33 protein-coding genes and 1 pseudogene are annotated in these 26,530 nt (G+C 30.7%); 28 read left to right on the plus strand and 6 right to left on the minus strand.

All coding sequences use genetic code 11. The features are described 5' to 3' along the window. Positions 1-48: 48 nt before the first annotated feature. The 15 genes and pseudogenes from J3U14_RS11330 to J3U14_RS11395 all read left to right on the plus strand — a co-directional run bounded on the left by J3U14_RS11330 (position 49) and on the right by J3U14_RS11395 (position 13,015). Positions 49-372 carry a TrbM/KikA/MpfK family conjugal transfer protein gene (locus tag J3U14_RS11330; RefSeq protein ID WP_267351833.1) on the plus strand — a complete coding sequence of 108 codons (324 nt, stop codon included), beginning with the start codon at positions 49-51 and terminating at the stop codon, positions 370-372. Positions 373-580: 208 nt separating this feature from the next. Beyond that, positions 581-685, plus strand: a pseudogene (locus tag J3U14_RS11770) (lytic transglycosylase domain-containing protein); the annotation flags it as partial. Between the two features lie 97 nt (positions 686-782). Further along, complete coding sequence (locus J3U14_RS11335) at positions 783-1,049, plus strand: TrbC/VirB2 family protein (RefSeq protein WP_267351832.1); 267 nt, start codon at positions 783-785, stop codon at positions 1,047-1,049. A 1-nt stretch (position 1,050) separates the two neighbouring features. Then, positions 1,051-3,828: a VirB4 family type IV secretion/conjugal transfer ATPase gene (locus tag J3U14_RS11340; protein ID WP_416380159.1), complete on the plus strand. Its 2,778-nt coding sequence runs from the start codon at positions 1,051-1,053 to the stop codon at positions 3,826-3,828. Positions 3,829-3,848: 20 nt separating this feature from the next. After that, on the plus strand, positions 3,849-4,568 hold the full coding sequence (locus tag J3U14_RS11345; RefSeq protein WP_267351829.1) for a type IV secretion system protein: 720 nt from the start codon (positions 3,849-3,851) through the stop codon (positions 4,566-4,568). 12 nt (positions 4,569-4,580) lie between these two features. Then, positions 4,581-5,510: a type IV secretion system protein gene (locus J3U14_RS11350; RefSeq protein ID WP_267351828.1), complete on the plus strand. Its 930-nt coding sequence runs from the start codon at positions 4,581-4,583 to the stop codon at positions 5,508-5,510. Positions 5,511-5,706: 196 nt separating this feature from the next. Beyond that, a complete protein-coding gene (locus J3U14_RS11355; RefSeq protein WP_267351827.1) occupies positions 5,707-6,402 on the plus strand; it encodes a virB8 family protein in 696 nt (231 codons plus the stop codon). After that, positions 6,402-7,241, plus strand: coding sequence for a P-type conjugative transfer protein VirB9 (virB9, locus tag J3U14_RS11360; protein ID WP_267351825.1), 840 nt, complete (start codon positions 6,402-6,404; stop codon positions 7,239-7,241). Before J3U14_RS11355 ends, virB9 begins: the two co-directional genes overlap by 1 nt. Before the next feature lie 32 nt (positions 7,242-7,273). Next, the gene (gene virB10, locus J3U14_RS11365) at positions 7,274-8,356 is read left to right on the plus strand and encodes a type IV secretion system protein VirB10 (protein ID WP_267351823.1); all 1,083 of its coding nucleotides are present in this window, start codon (positions 7,274-7,276) and stop codon (positions 8,354-8,356) included. Then, entirely contained in the window at positions 8,357-9,373 is a 1,017-nt protein-coding gene (gene virB11, locus J3U14_RS11370) for a P-type DNA transfer ATPase VirB11 (protein WP_267351821.1), read from the plus strand. It begins immediately after the preceding gene. Beyond that, positions 9,366-11,213, plus strand: coding sequence for a type IV secretory system conjugative DNA transfer family protein (locus J3U14_RS11375; RefSeq protein WP_267351820.1), 1,848 nt, complete (start codon positions 9,366-9,368; stop codon positions 11,211-11,213). Before virB11 ends, J3U14_RS11375 begins: the two co-directional genes overlap by 8 nt. 14 nt (positions 11,214-11,227) lie before the next feature. Then, positions 11,228-11,632 carry a hypothetical protein gene (locus J3U14_RS11380; protein ID WP_267351818.1) on the plus strand — a complete coding sequence of 135 codons (405 nt, stop codon included), beginning with the start codon at positions 11,228-11,230 and terminating at the stop codon, positions 11,630-11,632. Positions 11,633-11,650: 18 nt separating this feature from the next. Beyond that, positions 11,651-12,040, plus strand: coding sequence for a single-stranded DNA-binding protein (locus tag J3U14_RS11385; RefSeq protein WP_267351816.1), 390 nt, complete (start codon positions 11,651-11,653; stop codon positions 12,038-12,040). A gap of 11 nt (positions 12,041-12,051) precedes the next feature. Beyond that, the gene (locus J3U14_RS11390; RefSeq protein ID WP_267351814.1) at positions 12,052-12,609 is read left to right on the plus strand and encodes a hypothetical protein; all 558 of its coding nucleotides are present in this window, start codon (positions 12,052-12,054) and stop codon (positions 12,607-12,609) included. 25 nt (positions 12,610-12,634) lie between these two features. After that, complete coding sequence (locus J3U14_RS11395; RefSeq protein ID WP_267351812.1) at positions 12,635-13,015, plus strand: H-NS family nucleoid-associated regulatory protein; 381 nt, start codon at positions 12,635-12,637, stop codon at positions 13,013-13,015. On the opposite strand, the gene J3U14_RS11400 is transcribed toward J3U14_RS11395, so the two are convergent. The 4 genes from J3U14_RS11400 to J3U14_RS11415 form a co-directional block, all read right to left on the minus strand. Then, positions 13,008-13,787: a SprT-like domain-containing protein gene (locus J3U14_RS11400; protein WP_267351810.1), complete on the minus strand. Its 780-nt coding sequence runs from the start codon at positions 13,785-13,787 to the stop codon at positions 13,008-13,010. The two genes, J3U14_RS11395 and J3U14_RS11400, sit on opposite strands and share 8 nt — an antisense overlap. A 103-nt stretch (positions 13,788-13,890) precedes the next feature. Further along, the gene (locus J3U14_RS11405; RefSeq protein WP_267351808.1) at positions 13,891-14,199 is read right to left on the minus strand and encodes a hypothetical protein; all 309 of its coding nucleotides are present in this window, start codon (positions 14,197-14,199) and stop codon (positions 13,891-13,893) included. 15 nt (positions 14,200-14,214) lie between these two features. Next, positions 14,215-14,628: a hypothetical protein gene (locus J3U14_RS11410; protein WP_267351806.1), complete on the minus strand. Its 414-nt coding sequence runs from the start codon at positions 14,626-14,628 to the stop codon at positions 14,215-14,217. 32 nt (positions 14,629-14,660) lie between these two features. Beyond that, the gene (locus J3U14_RS11415; RefSeq protein ID WP_267351805.1) at positions 14,661-15,710 is read right to left on the minus strand and encodes a DGQHR domain-containing protein; all 1,050 of its coding nucleotides are present in this window, start codon (positions 15,708-15,710) and stop codon (positions 14,661-14,663) included. 238 nt (positions 15,711-15,948) lie between these two features. On the opposite strand from J3U14_RS11415, the gene J3U14_RS11420 reads away from it, so the two are divergent. The 9 genes from J3U14_RS11420 to J3U14_RS11460 all read left to right on the plus strand — a co-directional run bounded on the left by J3U14_RS11420 (position 15,949) and on the right by J3U14_RS11460 (position 20,279). Further along, positions 15,949-16,356: a hypothetical protein gene (locus J3U14_RS11420; protein WP_267351803.1), complete on the plus strand. Its 408-nt coding sequence runs from the start codon at positions 15,949-15,951 to the stop codon at positions 16,354-16,356. Positions 16,357-16,623: 267 nt separating this feature from the next. Further along, positions 16,624-16,923: a hypothetical protein gene (locus J3U14_RS11425; protein WP_267351801.1), complete on the plus strand. Its 300-nt coding sequence runs from the start codon at positions 16,624-16,626 to the stop codon at positions 16,921-16,923. 104 nt (positions 16,924-17,027) lie between these two features. Further along, positions 17,028-17,198, plus strand: a complete 171-nt coding sequence (locus tag J3U14_RS11430) for a hypothetical protein (RefSeq protein ID WP_267351799.1) — start codon at positions 17,028-17,030, stop codon at positions 17,196-17,198. A 12-nt stretch (positions 17,199-17,210) separates the two neighbouring features. Beyond that, positions 17,211-17,957: a tyrosine-type recombinase/integrase gene (locus J3U14_RS11435; protein ID WP_267351797.1), complete on the plus strand. Its 747-nt coding sequence runs from the start codon at positions 17,211-17,213 to the stop codon at positions 17,955-17,957. Positions 17,958-18,112: 155 nt separating this feature from the next. Then, entirely contained in the window at positions 18,113-18,364 is a 252-nt protein-coding gene (locus J3U14_RS11440) for a hypothetical protein (protein ID WP_267351796.1), read from the plus strand. Beyond that, positions 18,345-18,998, plus strand: coding sequence for a zeta toxin family protein (locus J3U14_RS11445; protein ID WP_267351795.1), 654 nt, complete (start codon positions 18,345-18,347; stop codon positions 18,996-18,998). Before J3U14_RS11440 ends, J3U14_RS11445 begins: the two co-directional genes overlap by 20 nt. Positions 18,999-19,075: 77 nt before the next feature. Next, positions 19,076-19,717, plus strand: a complete 642-nt coding sequence (locus J3U14_RS11450) for an AAA family ATPase (RefSeq protein WP_267351793.1) — start codon at positions 19,076-19,078, stop codon at positions 19,715-19,717. Positions 19,718-19,774: 57 nt separating this feature from the next. Next, complete coding sequence (locus J3U14_RS11455; RefSeq protein WP_267351792.1) at positions 19,775-20,038, plus strand: hypothetical protein; 264 nt, start codon at positions 19,775-19,777, stop codon at positions 20,036-20,038. Positions 20,039-20,063: 25 nt separating this feature from the next. Beyond that, a complete protein-coding gene (locus J3U14_RS11460) occupies positions 20,064-20,279 on the plus strand; it encodes an EexN family lipoprotein (protein ID WP_267351790.1) in 216 nt (71 codons plus the stop codon). A gap of 10 nt (positions 20,280-20,289) precedes the next feature. Here J3U14_RS11460 and J3U14_RS11465 read toward each other — a convergent pair whose 3' ends face one another. Beyond that, entirely contained in the window at positions 20,290-21,486 is a 1,197-nt protein-coding gene (locus J3U14_RS11465) for a relaxase/mobilization nuclease domain-containing protein (protein ID WP_267351788.1), read from the minus strand. Then, on the minus strand, positions 21,486-21,977 hold the full coding sequence (locus tag J3U14_RS11470; protein ID WP_267351786.1) for a hypothetical protein: 492 nt from the start codon (positions 21,975-21,977) through the stop codon (positions 21,486-21,488). The genes J3U14_RS11465 and J3U14_RS11470 overlap by 1 nt, the downstream gene beginning before the upstream one ends. Before the next feature lie 146 nt (positions 21,978-22,123). On the opposite strand from J3U14_RS11470, the gene J3U14_RS11475 reads away from it, so the two are divergent. From J3U14_RS11475 to J3U14_RS11490, 4 genes are all read left to right on the plus strand, one after another. Next, entirely contained in the window at positions 22,124-23,746 is a 1,623-nt protein-coding gene (locus tag J3U14_RS11475) for a hypothetical protein (RefSeq protein WP_267351784.1), read from the plus strand. 10 nt (positions 23,747-23,756) lie between these two features. Further along, positions 23,757-23,921 (plus strand): hypothetical protein, encoded by a 165-nt coding sequence (locus J3U14_RS11480; protein ID WP_267337819.1) that lies wholly within the window; start codon positions 23,757-23,759, stop codon positions 23,919-23,921. Then, positions 23,905-24,903, plus strand: coding sequence for a zincin-like metallopeptidase domain-containing protein (locus J3U14_RS11485; protein ID WP_267351783.1), 999 nt, complete (start codon positions 23,905-23,907; stop codon positions 24,901-24,903). Before J3U14_RS11480 ends, J3U14_RS11485 begins: the two co-directional genes overlap by 17 nt. Positions 24,904-25,486: 583 nt before the next feature. After that, positions 25,487-26,407 carry a replication initiator protein A gene (locus J3U14_RS11490; protein ID WP_267351781.1) on the plus strand — a complete coding sequence of 307 codons (921 nt, stop codon included), beginning with the start codon at positions 25,487-25,489 and terminating at the stop codon, positions 26,405-26,407. The last annotated feature ends 123 nt before the right edge of the window (positions 26,408-26,530 follow it).

A 26,530-nucleotide genomic window follows, 5' to 3' on the forward strand; every position in this document is an offset into this window, starting at 1 on the left:
CACTTAGGGTACACTCTTAATTATCCTTACAGATAAAGGTGATTTTAAATGAATAAAAACATCAAATATGTTTTTTTACTGTTAACATTCGTTTTTTCAAATTCATTTGCAATTGAACTAAATGAAAATGAAATAAATAGTAATGACCCTTGTACTGTTTTTCTGTGCATGGCGGGGAAAGTAAAGGGTGAAAGTCCATCTGAATGTTCAAAACCTACTAAGAAATTTTTTAGCATTATTAGTAAAAAACACGGTAGGTTTAATGGCGGTAGAACGTCAAATGCAAGAAGCGGTTTTTTGGGACAATGTCCAAGTGCCGATTCCAGTATGATTAATGAAATTATCAGTAAGTTCGGAACATTACGTCGCTAAGTTTCTCATGTGCATTAACTGTGAATTTTGCTATGCAACCGTATTGAAAAGTCATTGATAGCTCTAGCTATCAACAACTTTACAACACTAATTCACAATTACTACACAATCGAAAAATAAGCACCGAGTTATTAACGGCTTCCGCTCCGCTGTCAACAATAATAAATTTTTTTTGTTTTTAAAGGTCAACGTCCTGAATACATTGAATATGTTGTTTCTCGTTTGTGCGCCATTAATTCATCACGATACATTGAATTCATTAATTGAAACAGAAAGCGGTTTTAATCCCTACGCTATAGCTGTAGTTGGTGGTCAAAGAGAGGGGGTAATAATAAACAATTAAATAAATTTTCAATTACAAAAAAATAAATAAAAAACATTTCAACAAACTCAAAAAACAAGGATAAATAATGAAAAAAATCAATACTTTTTTATTTACATTGCTGTTTTCCTGTGGATCGTTTGCTGCGGGTGGAATTTCAAAAGTTAATACAACAATGGAAATTGTATCAGACATATTATCTGCTATTGCAGTTGTGACAGTGACTATAGCTATCATGTGGGCAGGTTACAAAGTTTTATTTAAGGGTGACCCTATGATGGAAGGGGCTAAAATTTTGTCAGGAGGCGTTTTAATTGGTGCAGCAGCACAAATTGCATCAGTGTTGGTGGGCTAAAATGAATCGAGATGTACTCTACAAAGCTTTAACTAGACCGCCCATGCTTATTGGCATCCCAATTTATCCCTTAGTTATAGTTTGCGGATTCATTTTTTTAATTTCGATGTGGTTTAGTTTAATTCTATTAACACTATTGTTACCCGCATATTTGATTTTAAAAGTTCTAACAAAAATTGATGAAAAGATGTTTCAGGTCATTGGAACTAAGCGTCATTTGTTTGTTAGAAAAATAAGAAATAAATCATTTAAAAAACGTATTAGAGCATACTTTTTTTCGTCTGTTGATTATTCACGTATTAGATTAAAAGCGAAAAATAACAAGGAAAAAATAACTATGTTAGATAATGAAAAATCGATTCCATTTAGTGAACTAATACCATACTCAACCCAACTTACCAATGATATTGTTATTGATAAAAATGGTTATTTGTTATCAACGTGGGTGGTCGATGGTATATCGTTTGAAACACGAGAAGATGAAAACATTGATTACTATAAATATTCATTAAATTCATTATTAATATCATTGGGATTAGAAAATGTTGCATTCTATTTTCATAATATTAAGGATTTTTCAAAATACAATCTTGACCCTGATTTCAATAATGATTTTGCTAATGAAATAAATAAAAAATACATTTCATCATTTAAAGATACTGAGTTTATGGAAAATAAGCTGTTTGTCACTCTGGTTTTTAAAAAAACTCGCACAGAATCTTTGAATAGAAAAATGGCAAAATTTGCAGAACGTCAGTTAGAGTTAGATAAAAGAATCGATATATTTAATGATATTTGTGGTCGTGTAGAAAGTGCTTTGGCTAAATTTAGTATCTATAAATTATCATGTTATTTAATTGATGATATTAAATATTCTCAACAATTAGAATTTTTTAATTATATTCTATCATTGCAATACCAGCGTATTCGTGTTCTCGATACTCCTATTTATAATTATTTGGGAAATAATGAGGTTAGTTTGTGTGCCAGCGGTGTTTTAAAAATTACAACACCAACCAAACAAATGTACGCTAAATCAATTGAAATAAAAGATTGGACGGCATATACAAGGGCTGGTTTTTTAGATGAATTAATTAATTTACCATTTCGTTATGTTATTACACAATCGTTTTCTCTCCTACCAAAAAATGTAGGTAAAAAAAATATCGATCGTCAAATTAAACAACTTACATCAACAGAAGATGATGCTATTTCACAGTTAGCAGAATTAGATTTAGCGAAAGAACAACTAGTCTCAGGCGATCTAATCATGGGGGAGCATCATTTTTCGGCGTTTATTTTTGGTAATAATGAAGAAGAAGTTAATCAAGCAGTCAATCAGTTTATTACTACTGTTAACGACCTCGGTTTTATTGTTACAGTAAACTGGTTAGCTACAGATGAAGCATATTTTGGACAATTACCCTCCAATTTTAAATTTCGTCATAAAGTCAGTGACATTACAAGTCTCAATTTTGTAGGTCTAAATTCGTTACATAATAATCCCGTCGGAAAGCAAAAAAATAATGCGTGGGGTAATGCTGTAACATTACTAAAAACCACCGCTAACCAGCCATTTTATTTTAATTTTCATCAAACACGAATTGGTCGAAACGATTTTGGGGAGATGAATTTGGGGCATTCATTAATGGTTGGTAAAAGTGGAACGGGTAAGACCATGACATTATCGTTTCTATTAAATCAATTAACTCAATATGAATCTGATGATTCATTCCCACACAATGCAGTTAATCGTAAATTTACTGCAATCTATTTTGATAAAGATTACGGCGCTGAAATCAATATTAGAGCACTAGGGGGAAAATATTTTTCATTAAAAGACGGTCATCAAACAGGATTTAATCCGTTTATGATTGATAAAACTGCTGAAAACATAACTTTTTTAAATAATTTGATTGCGATGCTTGCAACGATGAATGGTGAATTGTTATCAGTTAGAGAACGAGAACAAATAAGCATTGCTGTTAATGCGGTTATGAGTGAAGAAAAAGCTAATCGATATCACGGAATATCGCTTCTGCTTGAAAATATTCAATCTGATATTAGCAATGATAATGATTTGAGCAGGCGTTTATCGATTTGGGCGGGCGATGGTGCATATGCGTGGGTTTTTGATAATGAATACGATTATATCAATTTTGATACTCACTCTATTTATGGTTTTGATGGTACTGAAATTTTAGACAATAAAAATATTGTTGCCCCAATAACATTTTATATTTTACATCGAATTGAACAAATTACAGATGGTCGCAGATTACCAATTTTTATGGATGAATTTTGGAAATGGCTTTCGGGGGGAACTTTCTTTAACAAGTTTATTTACGACGGTTTGAAAACATTTCGAAAGAGAAATAGTTTTTTAGTTTTTGCAACACAATCTCCTGACGAAATAATTAAAAGTGATATAGCAAGAGCCATCATTGAACAAGTCGAAACTTTCTTCTTTTTACCAAATTCGAAAGCTGATGCTAATGAATACACAAAACATTTTCAAGTTTCTCTGAAAGAATATGAAATCATTAAAAAATTGGCAGATGACAGTCGCCAATTATTGATAAAAAAGGGTAATGAAAATGATGGCGATTCTAGGGGAAATACCGTTGTCGCAAAAATCGATTTATCTGGTTTGGGCAGAGAAAATTTAAAAATTTTATCTGCATCAATGGAAAATGTAAATTTAGTTCATTTATTGATTGAACAAGTTGGGAATGATCCTAAAAATTGGTTACCTCTATTTAAACAACAATGTGTTTAATTAATAGCAAGGAAATAAAAATGAAAAAAATATTAATTTTAATAGCGTTATATTCATCATCTGCACTAGCGACAGGAATTCCGACAGTTGATGTAGCATCAATTGCTCAATTACAAATGGAGGCGTTAGAACAAGCTAGGCGTTGGACTGAAACAGTTAAACAATATAAGGATCAGTTAAAAACACAACGAGATACATTGGCGGCGCAAACGGGTATCAGAGATATAGCAAATTTAGTAAAAGAAAGCTCATCGTATTTTAACGATACCAAAGAATTACAAGCTTGGATAAATAACCCAAAAAGAATATTAGACCAAGGGTTTGACAGTTTGAATGGTGATTTAAAAAAAATCTACCAGAGCTATGGTTTAAATAATTTATGTCCACCTAAACAAAATTCGAACTCGTTTGTTGAGAAAGAACGAAAAAACTGTGAAGGTCAAATCGTTTTAATAACACTTCGTCAACATCAAGCGAATAATAATCTTAAGGCGATTGATGAACGAGTGAAAACAATTAATCAGATTGCAAAAAAAATGGCTCAATCTAAAGATCAGAAAGAAAGTCTGGATTTAAATAATGCAATGAATACTCAATTGGCGTTATTACAAGCTGATAAATTAAAAATGGATATACAAACTCAACAACAAATTCAACAAAAAGAATTGATTGAAGTACAGGAAGACAACATCAGAAAAGAAAAAGTTAAGTTAAATAAAGTTAGCAATGCTCACTGGTGATTGGGTGATGTAATGATAAATTTTACTCTTTTTGGTGATATGGGTAATGAAATTAATAATATTGTAACCGAAGCAATTAAACTGGTTCAAGATGGATGGGTTGCAGGTCTATTAGATGTATCAACTTTGGGTATTACTATATATGTAATGTTCTACGGTTATATGGTTCTAGCGGGAAAAATACAAGAACCTCTCCCCGATTTTGTCTGGAATTTAGCTAGATTTGCAATAGTTATCGGTGTTCTTAGTAATATGGGTACATATACAACTTATGTAAATGAAGCCATACACGGGTTACGGGGGTTTTTAGTTGGAGATGAATTTTCAAACAATGCATACAGTGGAATTGACGCAAAAATAGGTGCTGTTGTTAATTTATATGCAGAATCACTTGAAAATGCTCACGGTATCTCTGGGCATCTATTTTGGATTGTTCAATGTCTATTTATGGCTCCGCTTTGCTTAGGTGTAGTTAGTTATGCCGTCGGTATTGTTGTTTCTGAAATAACGTTGATTGCCCTGTTAGCTGTTTTTCCTCTGTTCCTGTTTTGCTATCTGTGGGGATGGTTTAAAAATATGTTTTCAATGTGGTTGCAAGCAGTAATTGGCACGGCGTTATTTGTATTATTTTTGTCTGTTTTTTCTAAAGTGGGTTTTGCTATAGCTAAATATACCAATAATTGGGTAGCAAATCATGATGGAGCAGAGGCATTTTTATCATGCATTATGTATCTCATTGCTGGAGTAGTAACAATTTATGGTGTCAAACTTGCTGGGCAAATTTCGATGGCATTATCTCAGGTTAGTGTCGACAGAATGAACCAAGCAATGTCTAACAACATTATTGAAAATAAAATCAATAGTTATAGACAGCGGAAGGCTCAAGCATCTCAAAATCAATCATTAGCTAACTCAATTGCTAATGCAATGTCTAAAAAATAAGGGCATGTTTATGAAAATAAAAATTTTTTTTCTCAGCGTTTTTTCAATCTATTTAGTTGCATGTAGTAGTACTCCTGTTCCTCCTACGTGGGATAGAACCTTCAGCAAATCAAAGGAAGTTGCAATTAATCAGAATTTACATGAATTGGAAAAAGAGTTTGGTAATAAAAATACATTCTAAAAAATGAGGCAATCAATGTTTGAAAAAATCAATGATGATAAAAAACCATCTAACGACGGTTTTGGTAAATATATTTCATATGAGAACGATCGAGAGTATATGTTTAAACGTTCTGAAAAAAGGGCGTGGTTAATAACGGGTGTGACAACTGTTTTATTAATAATATCCTGGTTAATTTTAGCAATAATTTTACCATTAAAAGAAGTTACACCGTACGTCATTCAAGTGAATGAAAAAACAGGTATTCCCGACGTTATTACTGTTGTCGATCCCGAACAGTTACACGCAAATGAAGCTCTCGACAAGTATTTTGTAAACACATACATACAGACACGAGAAAGTTATACGTATCAAACTATTCAAAATACATATATTGAAACACAGTTATATAGTAGTGATAACGTAAAAAATGAATACCTAGTTCAAATGAATAGATCTGATAGTCCCGATCAAGTTATGAAGATGGGAACAATTTCTGTCAAGGTCAATTCAATTATATTAGAAGATATTAATACTGTAGATATAAAAATGGCTACAGCCCGTATTGTTAAAACATATACTACTGAAAAAAATGAAGTCTATCAAAGAAACTTTATTATAAAAATGTCGTATGAGTATGAGCCAGCTCAAAAATTAAAATTATCCTATCGTCTTGAAAATCCACTCGGTTTTTCTGTTACAAGTTATCAGATCATAGAGGAAAATATTTAATGAAACGTTTCGTATTTTTATTACTTATATTAGCTGGTTTTTGTAATGCATTACAAAAACCTACGCCATCTAAATTTGATAAACGTATGCAATATTTAGCGTATAACGGTTACAACGTCACACAAGTTAATGCAAAAGTTGGGTATGTGACAGCAATTAATTTTTCTCCAGATGAAGTTATTGTTGATGTTGTTATTGGCTTCAATCTTGGTTGGGAGACTACGGATAATAACAATAAAATTTTTTTAAAACCTATGGCGTATAAATACGAAGATACGATTATTGAGCCTAATAGTTTTGAGTGGGATACAAATCTGATTGTTACGACAAATAAACGTATTTATACGTTTGATTTAAAACTCGTTGATTCTGATGATAACTCTTACTTAGTTAATTTTACGTACCCAACAGATGAAAGTAATAAAAAACAAGCATTATTAAATGAGCAAAAAGCACTTGAACAAGAAAAATTGGCTAATGATTCATTAGAGCAGTTTACACGACCAAAGAATTGGAATTACACAATGCTGGTGGGTAAAGATAGTGAATCTATTACGCCTGATTTTACATATGATGACGGTGTTCGTACTTTTATTGGTTTTACTGCTGAAAAAACAATCCCTGCCATTTTTTACTATCAGGGTAACCAAGAAATGATGAGTAATACCAGTGTTAAAAACACTGAAAAATATACCATCATAGTCGTTCATAAAACAGCAAATCGTCTGATTTTAAGAAGTGGTGATGAAGTTGTCGGCATTATAAATAAAAGCTTTGGCAAATCATTACAAAATAATCAAGTAACAAGTAATAAAGATATTATTAGAAATATTAAATAATAAATATTAAATATTAAATAAGGTTTTCATCTATGACTGAAAATAAAGAACCATCTCAACAAAATATTTCGATTGCTGGCGATAAAATTTATAAAAAAAATCAAAGGTTTTTGAAATTAATTTTTGCGTTACTTGTTGTTTTATTTTTAGCTTTTGCATTCTATAAATTAGTTTATGTGAGATATAAAACAGACAACAAAGAAACTGTTGCAAAGGAAGTTTCTAAAAATGTTGATGAAAAGAAAAGCTTTACGTTACCGCCTAAACAATTTGATAACCCTGCTATTGTCAATAAAGAAGCTGATGAAAATAAGGACATTGGGTTTATTGGTAATAAAATTGAAAATTCAAATACAGTTAAATCCAGTTTTAGTAAGTCATCAGGTTCTATGGTTGTTAAAAACGGGCAAAGCTCACAGCCCGTAAGTCAGCCAGATAATAAATCAAGTAGTGATGGCAATAAAATTGGCTCAGAGAATGATATGTTTTCAAGTACAGCATTCAAAGCAAATACAGCAAGAAAAAGTCCGTTCAATCCAAACTTATTGCTGGAACAAGGTACGTATATTCCCTGTGTACTCAGACAAAAGCTAATTAGTAATGTAGGCGGTCAAATTAGTTGTACGATTGCTGAAAATGTGCTCTCAAAAAATGGGAATGTAACGCTAATTGAAAAAGGATCGAAGGCAATTGGTGTTTATCAAACGGGAGCTGTTAGTCACGGGAGTGATCAGATATTTGTCATTTGGCAAGAAATTCGAACGCCCAACAATATTAATGTAAATGTTAACAGTGGTTCAACAGATGAACTCGGAGCAAATGGTTTAACGGGTTGGACAGATCAACATTTTTGGAAACGATTCGGTAATGCAATTTTGCTCAGTATGATAACGGATAGTAGCTCTGCGTTATCATCGAGACTAGCAAAGTCAAATAATCGAAATTATCTTGAAAATACACAAGAAAATAGCGAAGAATTGGCTAAAACTGTGCTCGAACAAATGGGAGATATAAAGCCTACTCTTTATAAAAATCAAGGTGATAAAGTGGGCATTTTTGTGGCTCGTGATATTGATTTTTCTGGTGTCTATTCATTAAATAAGAGATATCAATAAATGAATAATATCGTCAAAAAAGATGCTCGTGCACTGCGTTCACACATAAAAAATTTATTCGGTGATTTGTTAACTCGTCATGATATTACCGAAATTGTGATTAATAGAATTGGTCAAATTCGATATGAAACGAACGCAGGATGGAAAATTGGTACTAACGAAGAAAATGAAAGAATTACAAAATCTAACTTAGATTTTTTCGTCAATGCTTCTGCAACATATTCAAATAATATTTTAAATGAAAACCATCCTATTATGAGTGCAGATCTGCCCGATGGTGAGCGTTTACAAGTTGTTATTCCGCCTGCGTGTGATAAAAATCAATATTCAATCACGATAAGAAAACCTTCTCAATTTTCAATTACTCTGGATGACTTCAGTAATCAAGGATTTTTTGATGATATTGTTGTTGGTGAGTATGAAGATCCTGTTGATAGTGAACTACAAAAACTACTATCTGAAAAACAATATAAAGCCTTCTTTTCTTTAGCTGTGGCATGTGGAACTAAAAATATTGTCATAGCTGGTGCAACAGGTAGTGGCAAAACTACGTTCATGAAATCCTTAATTTATTCAATTCCTGCTGACCAACGAATTATTACTATTGAGGATGTGCGAGAAATAACATCAATTATTCATGATAATATAGTTAATTTGCTTTATTCGTCTGAAAATCAGTCTGTTATTAATCCATCCGTATTACTGAAATCGTGTTTACGCATGAAGCCCGATCGTATTTTGCTTGCTGAACTTCGAAGTGGTGAAGCATTTGACTACATTAATGTCATCTCAAGCGGACATGGCGGTAGTTTAACTTCTTTACATGCAGGTAGTTATGAGCAAGTTATTACTCGATTAACAATGATGTCATTACAAAATCCAACAGGTAGCAAAATTCCGTACGATACAACAAAAGAGATTATACGGGATACTGTCGATATTGTTATTCATATCGGAAATATTAACGGAAAAAGGCGTATTACGACTATATTTTGGAAGGATTACAAAAATGATTAAATTTTTTAAAAAATTAAATGCTCCACAAAAATTTTTTATCTATATCATTTTTAGTTTTGGCGTATTTATAACATATTGTTTATCGAGTGTGATTTTAACATTTATATATATGCCCGAAGTCGCATCCCATAAAAATAAAATCAAACATATTTTTCAGTTAATTCATTCGGCGTACGATTATTTTAGTTTGAAAACACCTTATTTGGCATTGATGGCAGGTGAAGTAAAAACAACTATTTTTGCATTCTGGGTGGCACTATTCATAATATTTATTTTATCTTTATTAATAGCAGGTTTATTAGTAATAGCTCAAAAGCAGAGAAACGAACGAGAGCTACACGGAACAGCAAAATGGAGCACGATAAATGAAATAAAAAGCCAAAAACTGATGGAAGAAAAAGGCATTTTAGTTGGTTTATATAACGAAAAACCGTTGTTTTTTGGTGGGCAAGAATTTTGCTCATTGGGAGCACCTACCCGAAGTGGAAAAGGAACGGGTATTGTTATTCCGAATTTGATGTGTTGGGAAGATAGCCTAGTCGTATTAGATATTAAAAAAGAATGTTTTGATTACACATCTAAATATAGACAAGACATACTCGGACAAGAGGTTTTCCTCTTTAATCCATTTTCAGAACAAACCCATCGTTATAATCCTCTTTTGTATTTAGATTTTAATGATCCAAAGGTCGAACTACAAATTCAAAATATAGCTAACTCATTTTATATATCAAAGGATAATGATTTCTTTATCGGTGAGGGAAAATCGATTTTTATTGCTATCACATATTTATTTGGTGTTTTTTATCATAATGGTTATTTAGCAGATGATTATACATTAACTAATATAGGCGGGGCGTTAAACGGTGTTAATATTTTAAGAAATGGACAAAAAGAAAAAATATCATTAGAACTTGCAACGGAAACGGCATATTTGCTGAGTTGGTTACCAGACACTATTTACAATTTGTTTTTATCATTTTTTTCACAAAAAGAAGCTGAGAAACAGTTTGCAGGTGTTAAAACTGCGTATGAAACAGCATTAAAACCATTCCAAAATAGAGTTATCAAAAATTCAACCAGTCAAAATGACTTTGATTTTAGAGATTTACGACGAAGAAAAATGACTATTTACCTTGTTATTAATCCCGAAGATTTAGTTTCTGCAAGACCAATAATAAATCTCTTTTTTACTCAATTAATTGATACAAATATTGCTCAAGGACTGCCCGATCAAAATTCAGAGTTGAAACACTCATGCTTACTCGGAATGGATGAATTTACGTCAATTGGTTATATGGAAAAATATGAAGTTTCAGTGAGTTTTATTGCAGGCTATGATTTGCGTAGTTTAATTATTTACCAAGCGGATTCACAGATAAAAAATGATAAACCCCTCGGCTATGGCGAAAAGGGCGGATCAACACTACTACAAAACCATACGTGTAATATTTTTTATCGTCCAAAAGAAACTAAGGTTGCCGAGGAAATTTCAAAACGAATTGGCAATATTACAACAAAATCTTATGGTCGTTCTTTCGGAGCTAAAAGTAATTCACGTAGTGAAAATACAGCGTCAAAAGCATTGATTTTGCCACAAGAGATTATGGATTTAAAAATGGATGACGAAATTATTTTATGTAACAACATTAAAATTAAATGTAAGAAAGCTAATTATTTCTCTACTCCATTTTTAATTGAAAAATTTAAATTAGTTTCACCAACACTACGAAATATTAAAGGAAATCCTGCTCAATCTGATTATAAAAACGCCATACAGAATAATGAATTAGCAATTCAATTGCCAGAGTTAAAGGCAATTGATGATGATGTTTTTTAACTAAAGGAAAAATTATGCGATTTATATATTTAAGTTTAATTTTATTACTCAGTGGATGTTCGTCTCCTCCTGAGCCAGCCCCATTCCCAAAAGGAAAAGATGTTTCGGTTAACAAAGTTTCCAATATTGAAAAAATAGTTGGAACAATAAAAAACACAAACGATAACGGAAGCTGGCATGTCACAGAATCAATTTATATTGATAAAAATACTATACAGTCAACGACCACAGATTTAATAAAAATAAATTACGTGTTAGATCACGCAGACAAAATAACGTTAAAGGGCGAGTTTGAATCAATTCAGCGTATGCAAACATTTATTAAGCTGTCTCGAAATACTAATGTTGTACTTGTCCCTGACTGTTATAACTATTGTTCGTCAATAGTTACAGCCATATTTGAAAAAATTAAAAATTAAAAATTAAGGAGTTTGGTTATGAAAAATAGAGTTAATTTGATAGGTAGATTGGGTAAAGATGCTCAATTAATAATTACTAAGAATGATTCATTTATGCTCGCATTTAGTGTTGCCACAGGGGGAAATAAAACACTTTGGCATGACGTTGTTTTCTTTAATGAAGAAAAAATAGAAAAATTAGAATCGTTCTTAAAAAAAGGGGCGTTAGTTGATATTGAGGGTTATTTAAATCCACGAGAATATGAGCGGGGAGGAAACACATATAAAACGTGTAGTGTAGTTGCTAACAAAATTTTGATACTAGATAAGCCTAAAGATAAAGAACAGCCTGCAAACATTGAACAACATCATGAATATACATCATCAATAAATGATGTAACTATCTATGATGATGACATCCCTTTCTAAGAGAAATTAATATGAATGTAGCTAATATAAAAACTATTTCAGATTTTCTTTTTTATTGTCGAGTACCAATTTTTTTTAAAAGTTTTATTCGAGTTATGAAAAATGAAGATATTTTTTTTCTGGGTCAATATAAAGAACGTGACTTCATAGCTGAAGCTTGGATTGAAAAAACACATAAAGATAATTATTCATTTTATGCAACTTGGACTTTTCCGACAGGAAAAAATCGTCCCTTCATTATGACGTTCGGCTCATTTAGTCTATTCAAAAAAGGGGTAATTCAATTTAATGATGAATTGAATTGTGTTAAAAGTTTTTCATTAGTCTGTCGTTATATTCAGTTTATTACAAAAAAAGCGACCGCAGAGGATAAACAATTTTATTTCAGATCAGGAATGAAACCGTTTTTAATCGGTACGTGGCTTGATAAAAATGCGATTTGTCGAAGACCTCACTATGATGTAAATAATAAAAGGTGGGTCTACTATAATTATGAAAATCATCTGCCAACTCAGCAATTACAGGCGATCGTAATGGCTGGAATGTCTATAGGCTCTATCCCATTATAAATTTACTGAAAATAGGAACAAAACTATGGAACTAAACGAAGTACATAAATTTTTATCTAACAAAAAAAATATAGCTCGTTTGTTTAAACAAAATGGTTCATCGTATTGTGAAAAACTGATTACTCGTTTCAATGATGTTAATGAAAAAATAAAAGAAACTGAACAATTACGTTTAACTGAAGAAAAAGAAAAACAGGATAAATTAAAGAAAGTTAGTGAATATATGCTATCAATTGGTCTAAAGCCCAATGATCTGTTAAAAATAAGAAAAGAGCCAAAAATAAAATATCAATATATAGACGAAAACAACAATCAGTTAACGTGGTCGGGAAGAGGGAAAATGCCGTTTTGGTTATCAAAACAACTCGACCAAGGAAAATCGTTAGATGATTTTTTGGCTAACTAAATTTTATATTTTCCATTCTTTTATTACAATCTCCACAAATCAAATATGCCGTGGGTTTTGCCCACGCATTTTGTCCACAATTAGTGCATGTAAATTTATTTCTAGTGCCAGTCCCTTTTAAAATCGGCTTTACTATTGATAAATCATCATCACCCACCATCTGAATTGAATTACTATTAACTGTTTTTGTTAATTTGTTAATTAAATTGATATTATCTTTAGGTGTTTGATTTATCCAGTCTATCAGAATATCATGGTTAACTTTAGATATTGGAGTAGTTATACTTTCTGAATATTTATCATACCAAGATATCTCAAAGCCACTTTTCAGCAAATTGTAAACAACTTGCTGAAATAAACCATCCTTCATGATGTAGTGTGTCATTTGCTGACCTGTTTTTTTTCCTCCTTGTAAACCAGTATTTGATGGCATCAACCCGATTGATTCCATTTTGTGCCCCCAAACTCTATCATGATAACCTCCTCGGCATTTTTTTACTGGGGCATAATGTTGCCAGACATGGCACATTTCGTGTGCTAATGTTGATAACGTATCAGCTAGCGAACGCTCTCCAAAATAATCTGGGTTTAGAGCTAATTCCGATATAGTTGATTTTCCGGTAAATCGTTCGGGGGAGAAATAACCAAATGTATATTTTCCACGTTGCAATGTTATTAATAGATTAGGCAATTCATTATTGAATAGATTTTGATTAAAAAAATCATATGCTTGTTGCAGTTCTTTGTAGGCAATAATTGATGGTTTTATCATTTTTTAATCCTTAAATTTGTATTGTACAATACAAATTAATAAAAGAATTGTTTTTTATCGGTTAGTTGACAAAATCCCTATCTATGAGGGATTTTGTATTATATTAAAATTCTCCACAACCTAACGGACAGCAATCGTATGGTACTCCATGACTACAACAACCATCATCATTATAATCGGGTTTAGCATACGCATTAGCGCAATAATCAAACTTTTCTTCTGCTATTCCTAATACTATTCGTTTTTCATTTTCATCCAAATTAATAACTAGTCTATCAACCGCATCACTGAATGAGCGAATATATACAATTTCTAATGACCCACACATGCGAGCACTTTCTTTTGCGAGTTCGCCGAGTTTCTCCTCCCATTTTTTATTTTTAATATCAATGCTAAATTCTTGATCTTTCATCTTTATTTTTCCTCTTTACTCTATTTCATTAATTTCATCTAAATCAAAATTATTCAGGTAGTTAATAAATTTCTGGGTAGCGTTAACTATGTTACTAATATTTTTTGAGTACATCTGAATCATAAATGTTTCATGTAGTTGACGCTGATAATCAAGCTCTATGTCAATAATGCCAGCATCGATACCCCCATGCTGGAGCAGAAGCCTGTAGACACTACGGGGTTTATTATGAAAATGAATATTAAAGAAGTCGGACAATTGCAAATGCAAATGCGACTGTAGCATTTCTTCATTTTCATATAAATCAATTGTGAATCCATTCATAGATAAATTCATAAATAGGTCAACAAATATTAAATAAAATCGTTTGGTTTTTTCATCAATAAAGTTAGTTTCGAAAATCACATTATCCAATTCTTGTTTTTTCATTGTATTCATCTTTTTAGTTTCCTTCGTTTTATCTAATATTCAATTAGATTGTTAATGTAATTTTTCAGATTATTTTTAGATACAGCATCTAATTTAATTCTGTCTGTTTCGGCATCGATACAGACATCGTATAAATTTTTATGCTGAAATGTTAAGAGATAATCTATTTTGCTGTTCTCTATTTTCTCATTCACAATAAAATGATTATTCTCGTATTTATAGAGTAGCTCACGGGTAACGTCGCCGATGAGCACGATCATCATGTTGTGAAAATTAATGGTTTTGTTTCTAACATTAGCGATGTCTACGATTAAATTCCATTTAAAAACATTCCGCCACCCCTCATAAATATATAAAATATCTGAAATCAGCTCATCGGTAATTTCTGTGTTCTTACGTAAACCAAATGCCCTTGAAATAGAATCTGAAAACGATTTAAATGTAAAAAATTTCAGTTTATCATCTCTATGAATTACATTTTTTTCATACTCAATATTTAATGTTAAATCCAGTTCTTTAATGATTCTGTGGGCTATTAGATAGCGTGAATCTGTTTTATTATATGCAGAACTCAATGAAATTGACGGTTTAGAAACGTTCGTATTAATGTCCGAAAAAAATTGTTGACGTTCGGATAACGTTAACGCATTAGTCAGATTTAGGGTAATACTGCTATTTTTTAATTTATTTTTTAGATCGTAGGATTTACAACATGCTGAAACTATTCCACTGGCTCGATGCTGACCGTCAAATAGTTTGATAACGCTATCTAATGATATTTCGAGGTATCCCAGATCTGCATTTTGACCAAACGCCTTAAATTTACATTCACCCTCTATAAATCCAGTTAACGACGGTAATATAAATTTACCTGTTTCTAAATAATTGACAATTTTTTTTACACGTTTGGTGTCAACTAACCGTTGCGAACGTTCTAATACGTTAAAACTATTATCAATACATAAAAATTTGTCGAGTTGATTCATGGGCATCGTGATGCTGTAATACAGTCTATCCGCCTGTGCGTAACGAAAACACGGCACTCTAATAAAATTTTCTAAAATCTCTGTTTCAATACTCATCTTTCATTCCTTGTCTTTTTTCTTAAAATCGCACAAAACATCTAGTTTGTTAACCCCCGAAAATCGGGGGTAACATTCTGTTAAATAAGTACTTGACTTATCAAACTATGGGAGTATTATAACACATGTACCGCACAAAACAAGTAATATTTCGTTAAATGTGCGATATATATTTTTACAGGGTGCGTGTTTTTTGAACAATCGCCCAATTTGGACAACAAAAAACGGAAATAAAAAAATGAACAATAAAAATCAAAAATTATTTGACAATCTCAAAAAAAACGATGTCGTTATTTTTAGAAATCTATTTTCAATGCAAACCGGACGAGTGAGTGAGGTTATAAAAAACCAGGAAGGAAAAATTATTTTCTACCGTGTAAAATGCATCGATGCAACATCGATGATATCAACCTACGAGACATCACCCGATGAGGTTTTCGAAGTCGTGGATGAAAATAATCAACTATCGCAAAAAAAAATACAGGAGGGATCCTATATTTTATTTAGTCATGCAGGCAAAACATTAACGGGACGTATTGATAACGTTTTAGATAACCAATATACCGTTATGAGCGTTAATCGAGATTTTACAATCGACAAATTTACGATCACCAATGACAATATCATACAGTTAATTAGGTTATAAGTATGTCTCAGTTATTATCGAAATTTGAGCGAGTAGAAAAAATATTTAGCGACCCAGTCGCTGAATTAACAATAGAGAATAAAAACGTCAAACATTCTAAATGTAATAATCTATTAACACTCAAAATAGTATACGGCGTTAGTTCGTCATTAGAATTTGATATTCTGTATGCGTTCGCATGCTGTGAATATTGTAATATACACAGTGATTATGAGAGCGATTTAATCGTCGCCATCGAATCATTAAATAACAATTAGGTAGGTAGATATGAGTAAATTTAATCCGGTAGTATTTGATAAAATAGTGAAACGAGCCAGCGATTTTGTCACATTCAACGACAACATCGAAATCGAGATGTTAAAAACCGCTATAACGGTGACGAACATAGATATGGACAAACTGTGTGTTTTTAACGATCAACAATTTAAATACGATATAACCGGTTTGATGAGTAATTTTGATTTTGAAACAATGACATGTGACACATTTTTGCCGTTATCGTCGAAAAATTTAGAAACACTGGAAGAAATATTAAATCGAAAGAGAGGTCAACCGATAAAAGAATAATCGTCGGAACGTCGAAACAATACGAGACTTGCTATCGTGTTGTTTCGAGGTTGAGCAACCGTAGGGCGGTAGCAAACACAGTTTACGTAATAAAAGGACATAACATGATTGAAGATTTAATTAAACATTTAATATTAGGATTCGTTATGTATTTTATCTTTGTTTTTGGGTTGAAATTTCTAGCAAGTTTTGGTTCTTCCAAAGAACATTGGCAAGAAGGGAAACTCATTTCTTGCGAAATACGGATTATTAATACAGACGAGGATAATGAATAAAACAGGTAATTTATGAATGAATTGATAAATTTTAATTTTGATGGTTTAAAAAAACTCGTTTATAGAGAGATCTCCCAACAGCAACAGCTAGAACGGGTTGAACGACGTAATCAACTCGTAAAATTTGGTGTTGAGGCTCCTAAATATCTACTGGAGCCAGAAATCAAAAATTTATTTAGTTTTGTTGAAAATTATAATGAATTAATGCTACTAAAAACCCTATGGTTTACTGGGGCGAGAATTAGCGAGGCGTTAATGTTAACGCCTAGCAATTTCTCGTTTGGTATTCAAACCTGCCTAATGACGTTGCCAACTCAAAAACGGAAAAAACTCGTTAAACGTGAAACCTATACAGAAAATGGAGTAAAAAAAACCAAAAATATATACGAAAAAAAAATGTATTTTAGGAACATACAATTATTTAAATCAAATGAAACACAGCGAGAATACCTCGAAGACCTAAATCGTTACATTGTCACAAATAAAATTGCCAAAAATGATTTAATTTTTAAATATTCTCGATTTCAAGTAAACCGTTTCATAACAAAAGCTCAGAAACTCGCTGAGAAAAACGGAATAACATTTCCGTTTGATATCACTCCCCACACGTTCCGTCATTCGTGTGCAATGAATTTATATTACAATAGAATTGATGAAAAGGTGATACAAGAGTTTTTGGGGCATTCACGTATTGAAAATACGCAAAAATATACCCGAATATTTCATTTAGAAAACGATTTATCACATGTTGATTTTTGAGATGTTACATAAATTAATTATAGAATGTCGCAAAACGAAAAAAGCAACATGTGGTCAAAACATAAAAAGAATTCTTAAATAATAAATAATAAATAATATTTATATATTTTTTAAATTACTGTATAATTAATGAACCACGTTAATGAGGATATAAAATGAAAATTTACATAGATATAAAAAAACAGGCAATTAACCCCGATTCATACCCAATTCCAGAAGATCTATGGACAACGGATCATGGTTATTTAAATGATGAATTATTTGATCTGCTAGCAAAAAGAAGATTAGCTGAAAAATTTCAAAAACAGAGTTATGTTAGAGAATTGGAAAACGGCGAAACATGGCAGTTTAACCCCGACGGTACAAAATTAATGGTAAGAGATAAAGATGGAAAACGAGTTGCATAAAAATGCAATTTTTATTTTGGGGTTAAACGGTGCAGGTAAATCAACAATTAGAGATGATATAGCATCAGCTCATGGTATATTGATTATTGATCCCGATAAAATTGCTAAAGAACATAATTGTAACAGCGTTCGGGCAGGTAAAATTGCATTGAAAATGTTTGATAATGCAATAAAAAACAATCAATCATTTCTTATCGAAAGCACTCTATCAAGTAATTCAATAATAAATCAAATTAAGACAGCTAAAAAAAATTCATATAGTGTTCGAGCTTATTTTGTTGGTCTCAAGTCATTAAATAATCATATTGATAGAGTAAATAATAGAGTTAAAAACGGCGGACATAATATTGATGAATTTATAATTAGACGCCGATTCGATAAAACATACAATAATATAAAAAAACTATTTCCGATCGTTAATTATCTTAGAGTTATTGATAATTCTGTAGAATTAACAACGGAAGTCAAAATTATTAATGGAAAGCTAAAACAAAAAAAACACGTGAGTGACTGGGTCACAAAACATGTAATAACTCCGTTTATTGAATATAAACTAGATCAGGCAATAAACGCTACAGCCAAAAACTCCACACAAAATCAAAACTCTAAACAAGTAGAACAACATAATAAATAATATTTATTATTTATTATTTACAACATTATTATTTAGTATATAATAAATATTATTTATTATAAGTAAGGAGTTAGACAATGATAATCGTAATCGGCTGTAATAAAGGCGGGGCAGGTAAAACTACAACAGCAATTAATTTAACTGTTGCATTGGCATTAAAAAATAAAGATGTATGTCTAGTTGATGCTGATCCACAGCGTTCTGCGTCAAAATGGCAATTATTAAGAGAAAGTGAAAACATTCAGCCTGCCATCAATTTAGTAGAAAAACGGGAAAATATAGCTTCTACATTATTAGATCTGGATTCTCGTTACGATTTTATAATAGTTGATGTTGCAGGACGTAATAGTCGAGAGTTTATTACGGGTTGTTCAGTAGCTGATATTGTTATATCTCCACATCAGTGCTCACAGCAAGATTTAGATACGCTATTAGAATTAGAAGAACAGCTTGAACGTATAAAAGATTTGAACCCAAAATTAAAAGTATATTGCTATCAAACGTTAGCAACAACTAATCCAATTATACAAGGACTAGAACGTCTCGAATTTGTAGAATATTTATCAGAAATAAATAACATAAATCTGTTAGATAGTATTGCATATTATAGGCGAGTGTATAGAACAAGTTATTCTGATGGTAAAAGTGTAATTGAAACAGATAATGAAAAAGCAAGTGATGAAATAAGTGATTTGCTAAATGAACTTGATATTATTTAATATTTAATATTTAATAAATAATATTTATTAAATACTAATTAATAAAAGGAACTCAAATTGAAAACTCCATTAAAATCTAAAGAAATATACAATCAAGCGGATAAACTTGCAGATGAATTAGCAGATCGCCCATACTCTGGCGGTAAGAAAGAAACTTCTAAAATAATGAGAAAAATTTCGTTTGAAATTGATGAAATTCAATATGAAGAATTAGAAGATATTGCAATAAAAAATAAACGAGCAAAGCTTCCTTTGAAAACAATATCTGATTTACTTAGATTAGCCGTAAATGATTTTTTAATAAAACACAATAGATCTTAATAACACATAATTGTAAGGACTTTATATGAAAACGATACTGATATTAATTACTGCTATGTTCTTATTTGGGTGTAATGAGAAAACCTATACTGTAGACGATTTTAAAAATAACAAAGAACTACTAGATGAGTACAGAAAAAAATGTGAGAACGGTGAAATTAATGGTGATAGTTTAAATTGTCAAAACTCTCACAAAGCTATAATTTCCAAAAATAAAGTTGGAAATGCATCATGGAATTAATAAAAGCCACTTAAGTGGCTTTTTCTATCTGTGATACGTTTACTGACTTATTCGATTCTTTTTTATTCATTATAAATTTATCATCTTGTATTATAATTAAATCTCCTTTTGTGGCTCGGTTTTCATTTAAAAACCGATGAATCTGTTTTGACCAAATCGTCTGTTCATTACCGTTTTTGTCAATTAATTTTGCAAAGGATGATTGCTTACCGTTTATTTGAAATTTGTAATTCGCTTGACCAAAATCATTAATAATAAATTCTTGAGCTTCCAATCGTTCAACTTTTTCTATAGACCATTTTTTCACTTTGAATGACTGATTATTTTCATCTCGTAGTTCTTTTATTTTTATATAATCGCCAACTCCCACCTCAGCTTGTTTAATGGCATCTTCTAGACCCTTATTCCACATGTTCTTTGCTCTACCATTTTTTGTTTGCATAAATAAATAATAAGAAAATGGTTTGCTTTCATCAAAATTAAAATGAGCTTTACCAAAATCAACAATCTTATAAATATTTGCATCTTTACGGCGATTTTCTCTTTTCAACTTAGCCGATTCTTTCTCAATTTTGCTTTGTTTATCTGTTGCACTAGAAAATGTAGCATTAACTCCATCTAATTGCAGATTAATTGCAAACTGTGACTTAACTTTATTTAGTAGGGATTTATTTATATTTAAATTCTTACCGTTAGATAACGACTTTTTCATTACTGTAACGTGAATATGATTATTATCTGTGTCAGGGTGCAAGCTATAATAAAAATTGTGATCGTTAAAATGTGTAGATAACGTATTATAAACAGCTCGTTTTAAAATATCTTGATCAAGTTTACCCTTCATTGAAAACATTAAGCGATAAGTTCGTCGGGGTTCGGTGTCTTTATTTTTCTTTACTTTAGTTAATTGATAATCATCAATAGCTAATTTTTTTGCGTCATCTAACGATATTTCAAAACCATTTTTATCGTACAAGGGTAACGTGTTTTCTCTGGTGTCATAATCAAAATTTCTCAGCATTGAATTAGTGCTTTTTGCTCCCCCTGTTATTTTAACAACGACATGATTAGAATTAGATTTATTACTATAAATTTTTCCTGAAATTACATAATTATAATTATTTTTTCTTGAATTAATACCAGACGAGCCGAACTTTTTACTTCTAGCTCGGCGCATATCTAAATATTCTTCAGGTCTCCTTGTCATTAAAATAACCTTTCTTGTGATACTTTAATAATATTAACTAACACATTATTCATATCATTTATTAATTTTATTAATTCTATTATATGAGTATCATTAATAATTAGCTTTTCACGTACTGACATGTTTATTAGTCGTCCGATTTGATTAACGTTAATTCTAGTTTGCTCGAGTTCTTTAAGTTCTAAAGAATCAAAACATGGCATTGATAAACTAGTGGAAACTCTAAATCTAATCTCCTCTGTTACTGTAATGTTTTTTTTGGTCGCTATCATTGAAATATCTTTTAATGTTTGTTTATCAAATCTAACATTTTTTGTTCTATCTTTTACTGTTGATTCAATATTGTCATCAGATGTTGAATCATTAAATTGAAACTTATCTTTTATTGTTTTTTCTATAACTTGACTAAAATTCATTCCATTTTTCATTGCGTAGTTATTTACTGCATTAATTAAATTGTTATCAAGCCTGATTGATTTTTTTGTTTTCATAAATAATAAGCCTACTGCAAGTACAGGGTAAAAAATAACAAAACGTCCGACGTTGTGTTGTTTTTTACTATCCTGCATGTTTTAAATTTGATTGAGTACATCCCTTATATATTGTAGTATTAAATTTGTCAAGAACGGAGGGCATTATGAATTTACAAGAAATGGCAATTAATGATTTTGGCTTGTTTAAACAAAATAAAATTTATGAGTATGAAATTAACAAAAAACTCTACAATGAATCATATAAAAACGTTTTTATTGATGAATTAAGAAAAGAAGCTGTTGCGTTGATTGAACGGGGATATAGCATTGACGTTGATCAGTATCCCGAAGATCAGATCAGTATGATTAGAAAAAATTCAGAAGTAAACATTACTTCTCATCAAAAAGAAGTATTAGAACGTGCATTTAATGAAAAATACCCACTTGGCATTACTGATGAAAAAATAGTTAACTCTGCTATTACTGATTTCGAAAGATTTAAAAACAATAAAGTTACTAATTTTGAACTAGCATTAAAGATAGAACGTAATGCAGAATATAAACAAGCAATTCTCACGTTATTTAAAAATGAAGCTAAAGATTTAAATAATGAACGTGGATATAACTTTGACATTGAACAATACTCATTAGATAGAGTTAACGACATTTTATTACAAAAAAAATACATCCCAGATTCTCATCTGAGATATTTACAAGATGAATTTAATCAGAAATTTGAAAACGACTTCCCACCATTAAATTCTAATTTAAATGCTAACGCACAAACGGATTTTAATTTACTCAAACAAAATAAAATTTCTGAAGTTATTATTGCAAACAAATTAGAAAATGATTCTTCATATACAGAAACAATGATTTCATTGTTTAAAAATGATGGGGATGAATTGGTTAAAAACGGACAATCTATTCCCGATGTTAATTCGTATGCATTACAGAAAATAAATAACTTAATTGATGATGCGAAGAAAATTCCAATATCTGAAAAAATAGATTTAATAAAAGAGTATGAACATGAAAATAAAATTCCTGCTGAATACGTAGTAAAAACGTTTGAAAACAATACAGTTATTACTAAAAATGTAAATACTCTTTTTATTGAAGATATTCTCTCAATTGAGAGTGAAAAAAATTTACTTAGTGTTGAACGAATTGATTTAGACTATAATTTATACCCCTTCCTTGCTGAAAACGGGCATGTAATATTTGCACAATCAATAGCACATGTTCCTGAAGGCTCTATACCTTTAAATCAAAACGAGACTATTGAGTATTATAAAAATTTGATTAATGAAAAAAATATTGAGTTTAATGAATTTTCAAAAAAAATGTCCTCATTTTTAGATATTCAAAATAAAGACAATCAAATTAGATTTGAAAATGCCTACTACTTAACTAACCAACTGGATCGAGATTCTGAAAAATTCAATCAATTTTCAATTTCGTTCATTAAAAATGCAATAGATGAAAACGAACCAAATCGTAATATCAAAGTAGACGAAAATATCAAGGGAGCATTAAAAAACACAAAAAATCCAATCGATGTTTTTGTAGAAACAGTTAAAAAGAAAATTCTGAAAGAGACCAAATTATTAATATCTATTGTAGATGACACTAAGAAAAAAGTTTTACAAACCCAGTTGAAAAATATCAACGATAAACTATTTAACAGTGCGATTAATGATGCCGAAAAAAAGTTAGAACATCAGCAGATTAATCAAAAATCCAACCAATTCGAAAAAAACAAAAATGTTCAAATATCATTATAAGGATAAAAAAATGAAAACCATTTCTGCTGAAACTTATGTAAAAAATTATCAAAAAATCCATGAGAACGATCCATATCGTCCGTTGAAACCTCAATATGAGTTAGCTAATGACGATGTAGAATTAGATGGACATGAAATAATTGATGAGGAATTAGATAATGAGTCAAATCGATAAATTAAATAACAGTTACAATGAAAGCCTATATAATTTAATTGTTAATACAGATCATAACTGGACTAAAAGCTGGGCTACAGTTGGTTTTGCACAACAAAATAGCAAAAATATGGAATATAACGGGGCAAATCAAATAGTATTATTCAATAGAGCTGTTAATAGTGAATTTAAAGATCCCCGCTGGATAACATTTAATGAAGCTGTTAAAAATAAAACGCCCATAAAAAAAGGTAGTAAAGGTGAGTTCATCGGATTTTTCACTAATACTGCTAGTGTTTTGAAAAAAGATGACGATGGAAATCCAATTTTAGATAAAGATGGAAAAAAACAATATCAACTAGTTAAATTAGATCGACCAGTTCTAAAAACATATTATGTTTTTAATGTCCAGAATGCAGAAAATATAAAACCGTTTGAAGCAATTCAAACGCCTGAAGTACCTAATTCTGAGAAATATTCTAAAATTGAGAAAATGATAGAAAATTACTGTAAAGATAATGATATAAAAATAAAAGAAATCTCTAGTCAAAATGCATTTTTTTCAAATAATAGATCAAATGATATTGTAATGCCGTTGAAATCCCAATTTTCAGAAATTGACGAATATTATGCCGTAACGTTTCATGAATTAATACATAGCACAGCAAAATGTATTGAACGAACAAACAAAACAACTGATACCAAAAATGGTAATGTTTTTGGTAGTAAAAACTATGCTAAAGAAGAATTAGTGGCAGAATTAGGATCATTGTTAATGTGTCAAAAGTTTGGTTTAAGTGGTTTTGCGACCAACGAAGAAAACAATACGTTGAAATCATTAGCATATCTAAAAAGCTGGTTGGAAGCGGGGAATTTAGAAAAAGCAGATTTGAGTGTAGCACTACGTGATGCTAACAAAGCTGTCAATAAGATAACAAACTATATGGAATTGGAAAAAGAAAATAAAAACAAAGTCGAAAAACATTCGCAAGTTGAGATTTAATTTTTGCATAACTTGTGTTGACCTTAAAAAAACAAAAAAAAATCCTATTATTGTTGACAGCGGAGCGGAAGCCGTTAATAACTCGGTGCTTATTTTTCGATTGTGTAGTAATTGTGAATTAGTGTTGTAAAGTTGTTGATAGCTAGGCTATCAATGACTTTTCAATACGGTTGCATAGCAAAATTCACAGTTAATGCACATGAGAAAACTCTACGATATTATCCACAGAATTTTTGAAAAAATCAGCGGTTATAAAACAGTTATTTTAGTTATATTAGTTATAGAGGGTACAAAATTGGCGTAAACCCTTATATGAAAAGGGCTTGAAGAAATTAAAATTTTCCTAAATCCCGATTATTTTTCCCTAAATCCCGATTGCTTATTCCTATATCCCGAATTTTTTTTCCTAAATCCCGAATTTTTCCTTGTTTATCCACAAAATATACTTTTATCTATTCCTATATCCCGATATAATGAGTTTCCTAAATCCCGTTATTTTTATTATGTATACGAAATCGGGCTAACTAGATACTGCAATATCTAATTAACCCTAACTATAACCTAATCACCGTAGGAAATAGCTATGACAAATAATACAAGAAAAACTACAAATAAACTAACATTACGACCTCAGCGTCACGAACAAATAGAATTATTTTTAGCAGATAATGTTGAAATTTCATCAATTAGAGATGAAGTCGCAAGTATGGAACATCCTTTTTTTGCATTAAAAGGCGGTGACGTAAGAGACAGGGTTTATAAAAATGGAAACGTAACTGTTTCAGTTAGATCTACAAGTACTGGTTTAGCTACAATCTTTGATAAGGACATCTGGTTATATAGCATCTCAAAATTACAATATGCGATTAATAACAAAGAGCCAATTAGTAGAGTTATTGCATTTACTCCTTATGATTTTTTTGTAACTACAAATAGAGACAAAGGGGGAAGGTCATATAAAGAATTGGAAAAAGCCCTAAGTCGTTTAAAGGGGACTGTTATAACTACAAATATTAAACACGGTAAAGAAAAAACGGAAATTGTTGAATTCGGATTGATAGATAGTTGGCGTATTATAGAAGAAAAGAAGGGATTTTTGGATATAGGAATGGTTGAAATAACATTACCAAACTGGTTGTTTGATGCTATAACAAATACAAATGTTTTAAAAGTGAGTTTGGATTATTTCAGAATAAGAAAAGCAGTCGATCGGCGTATTTACGAGATAGCAAGAAAGCACTGCGGTGAGCAATATGAATTTGAAATATCATTAGAAAAACTATTTTTAAAAACAGGTAGTACGGGAACTAAGGAAAAATTCAAATTCAATTTAAAATTATTAGCAAAAGAAGATTCGTTGCCTGATTATCAGATTTTGTTCGACAATAAAACTAACATTGTTAAATTTAAAAATCGTAATCCCGATATTTTAAAAGCAGACAAAATGCTACGATTTAATAAAAATAGAAAAAATATAAAACAAATAAAATCATTATTTGATTAATACTTAAAATATCGGGATTTAAGAAAAATTTTTCCCCATCTTATTAAATTTAAATCGGGATTTAGGAAACTATCCCGATTTTTTTAATAGTCAAAAAAAGTTTTTTAAGGTGTACCCTAAGTG

Origin of the sequence: Gilliamella sp. B3801 (assembly GCF_026536645.1) — a bacterium.
Taxonomy (GTDB): domain Bacteria; phylum Pseudomonadota; class Gammaproteobacteria; order Enterobacterales; family Orbaceae; genus Gilliamella; species Gilliamella apicola_I.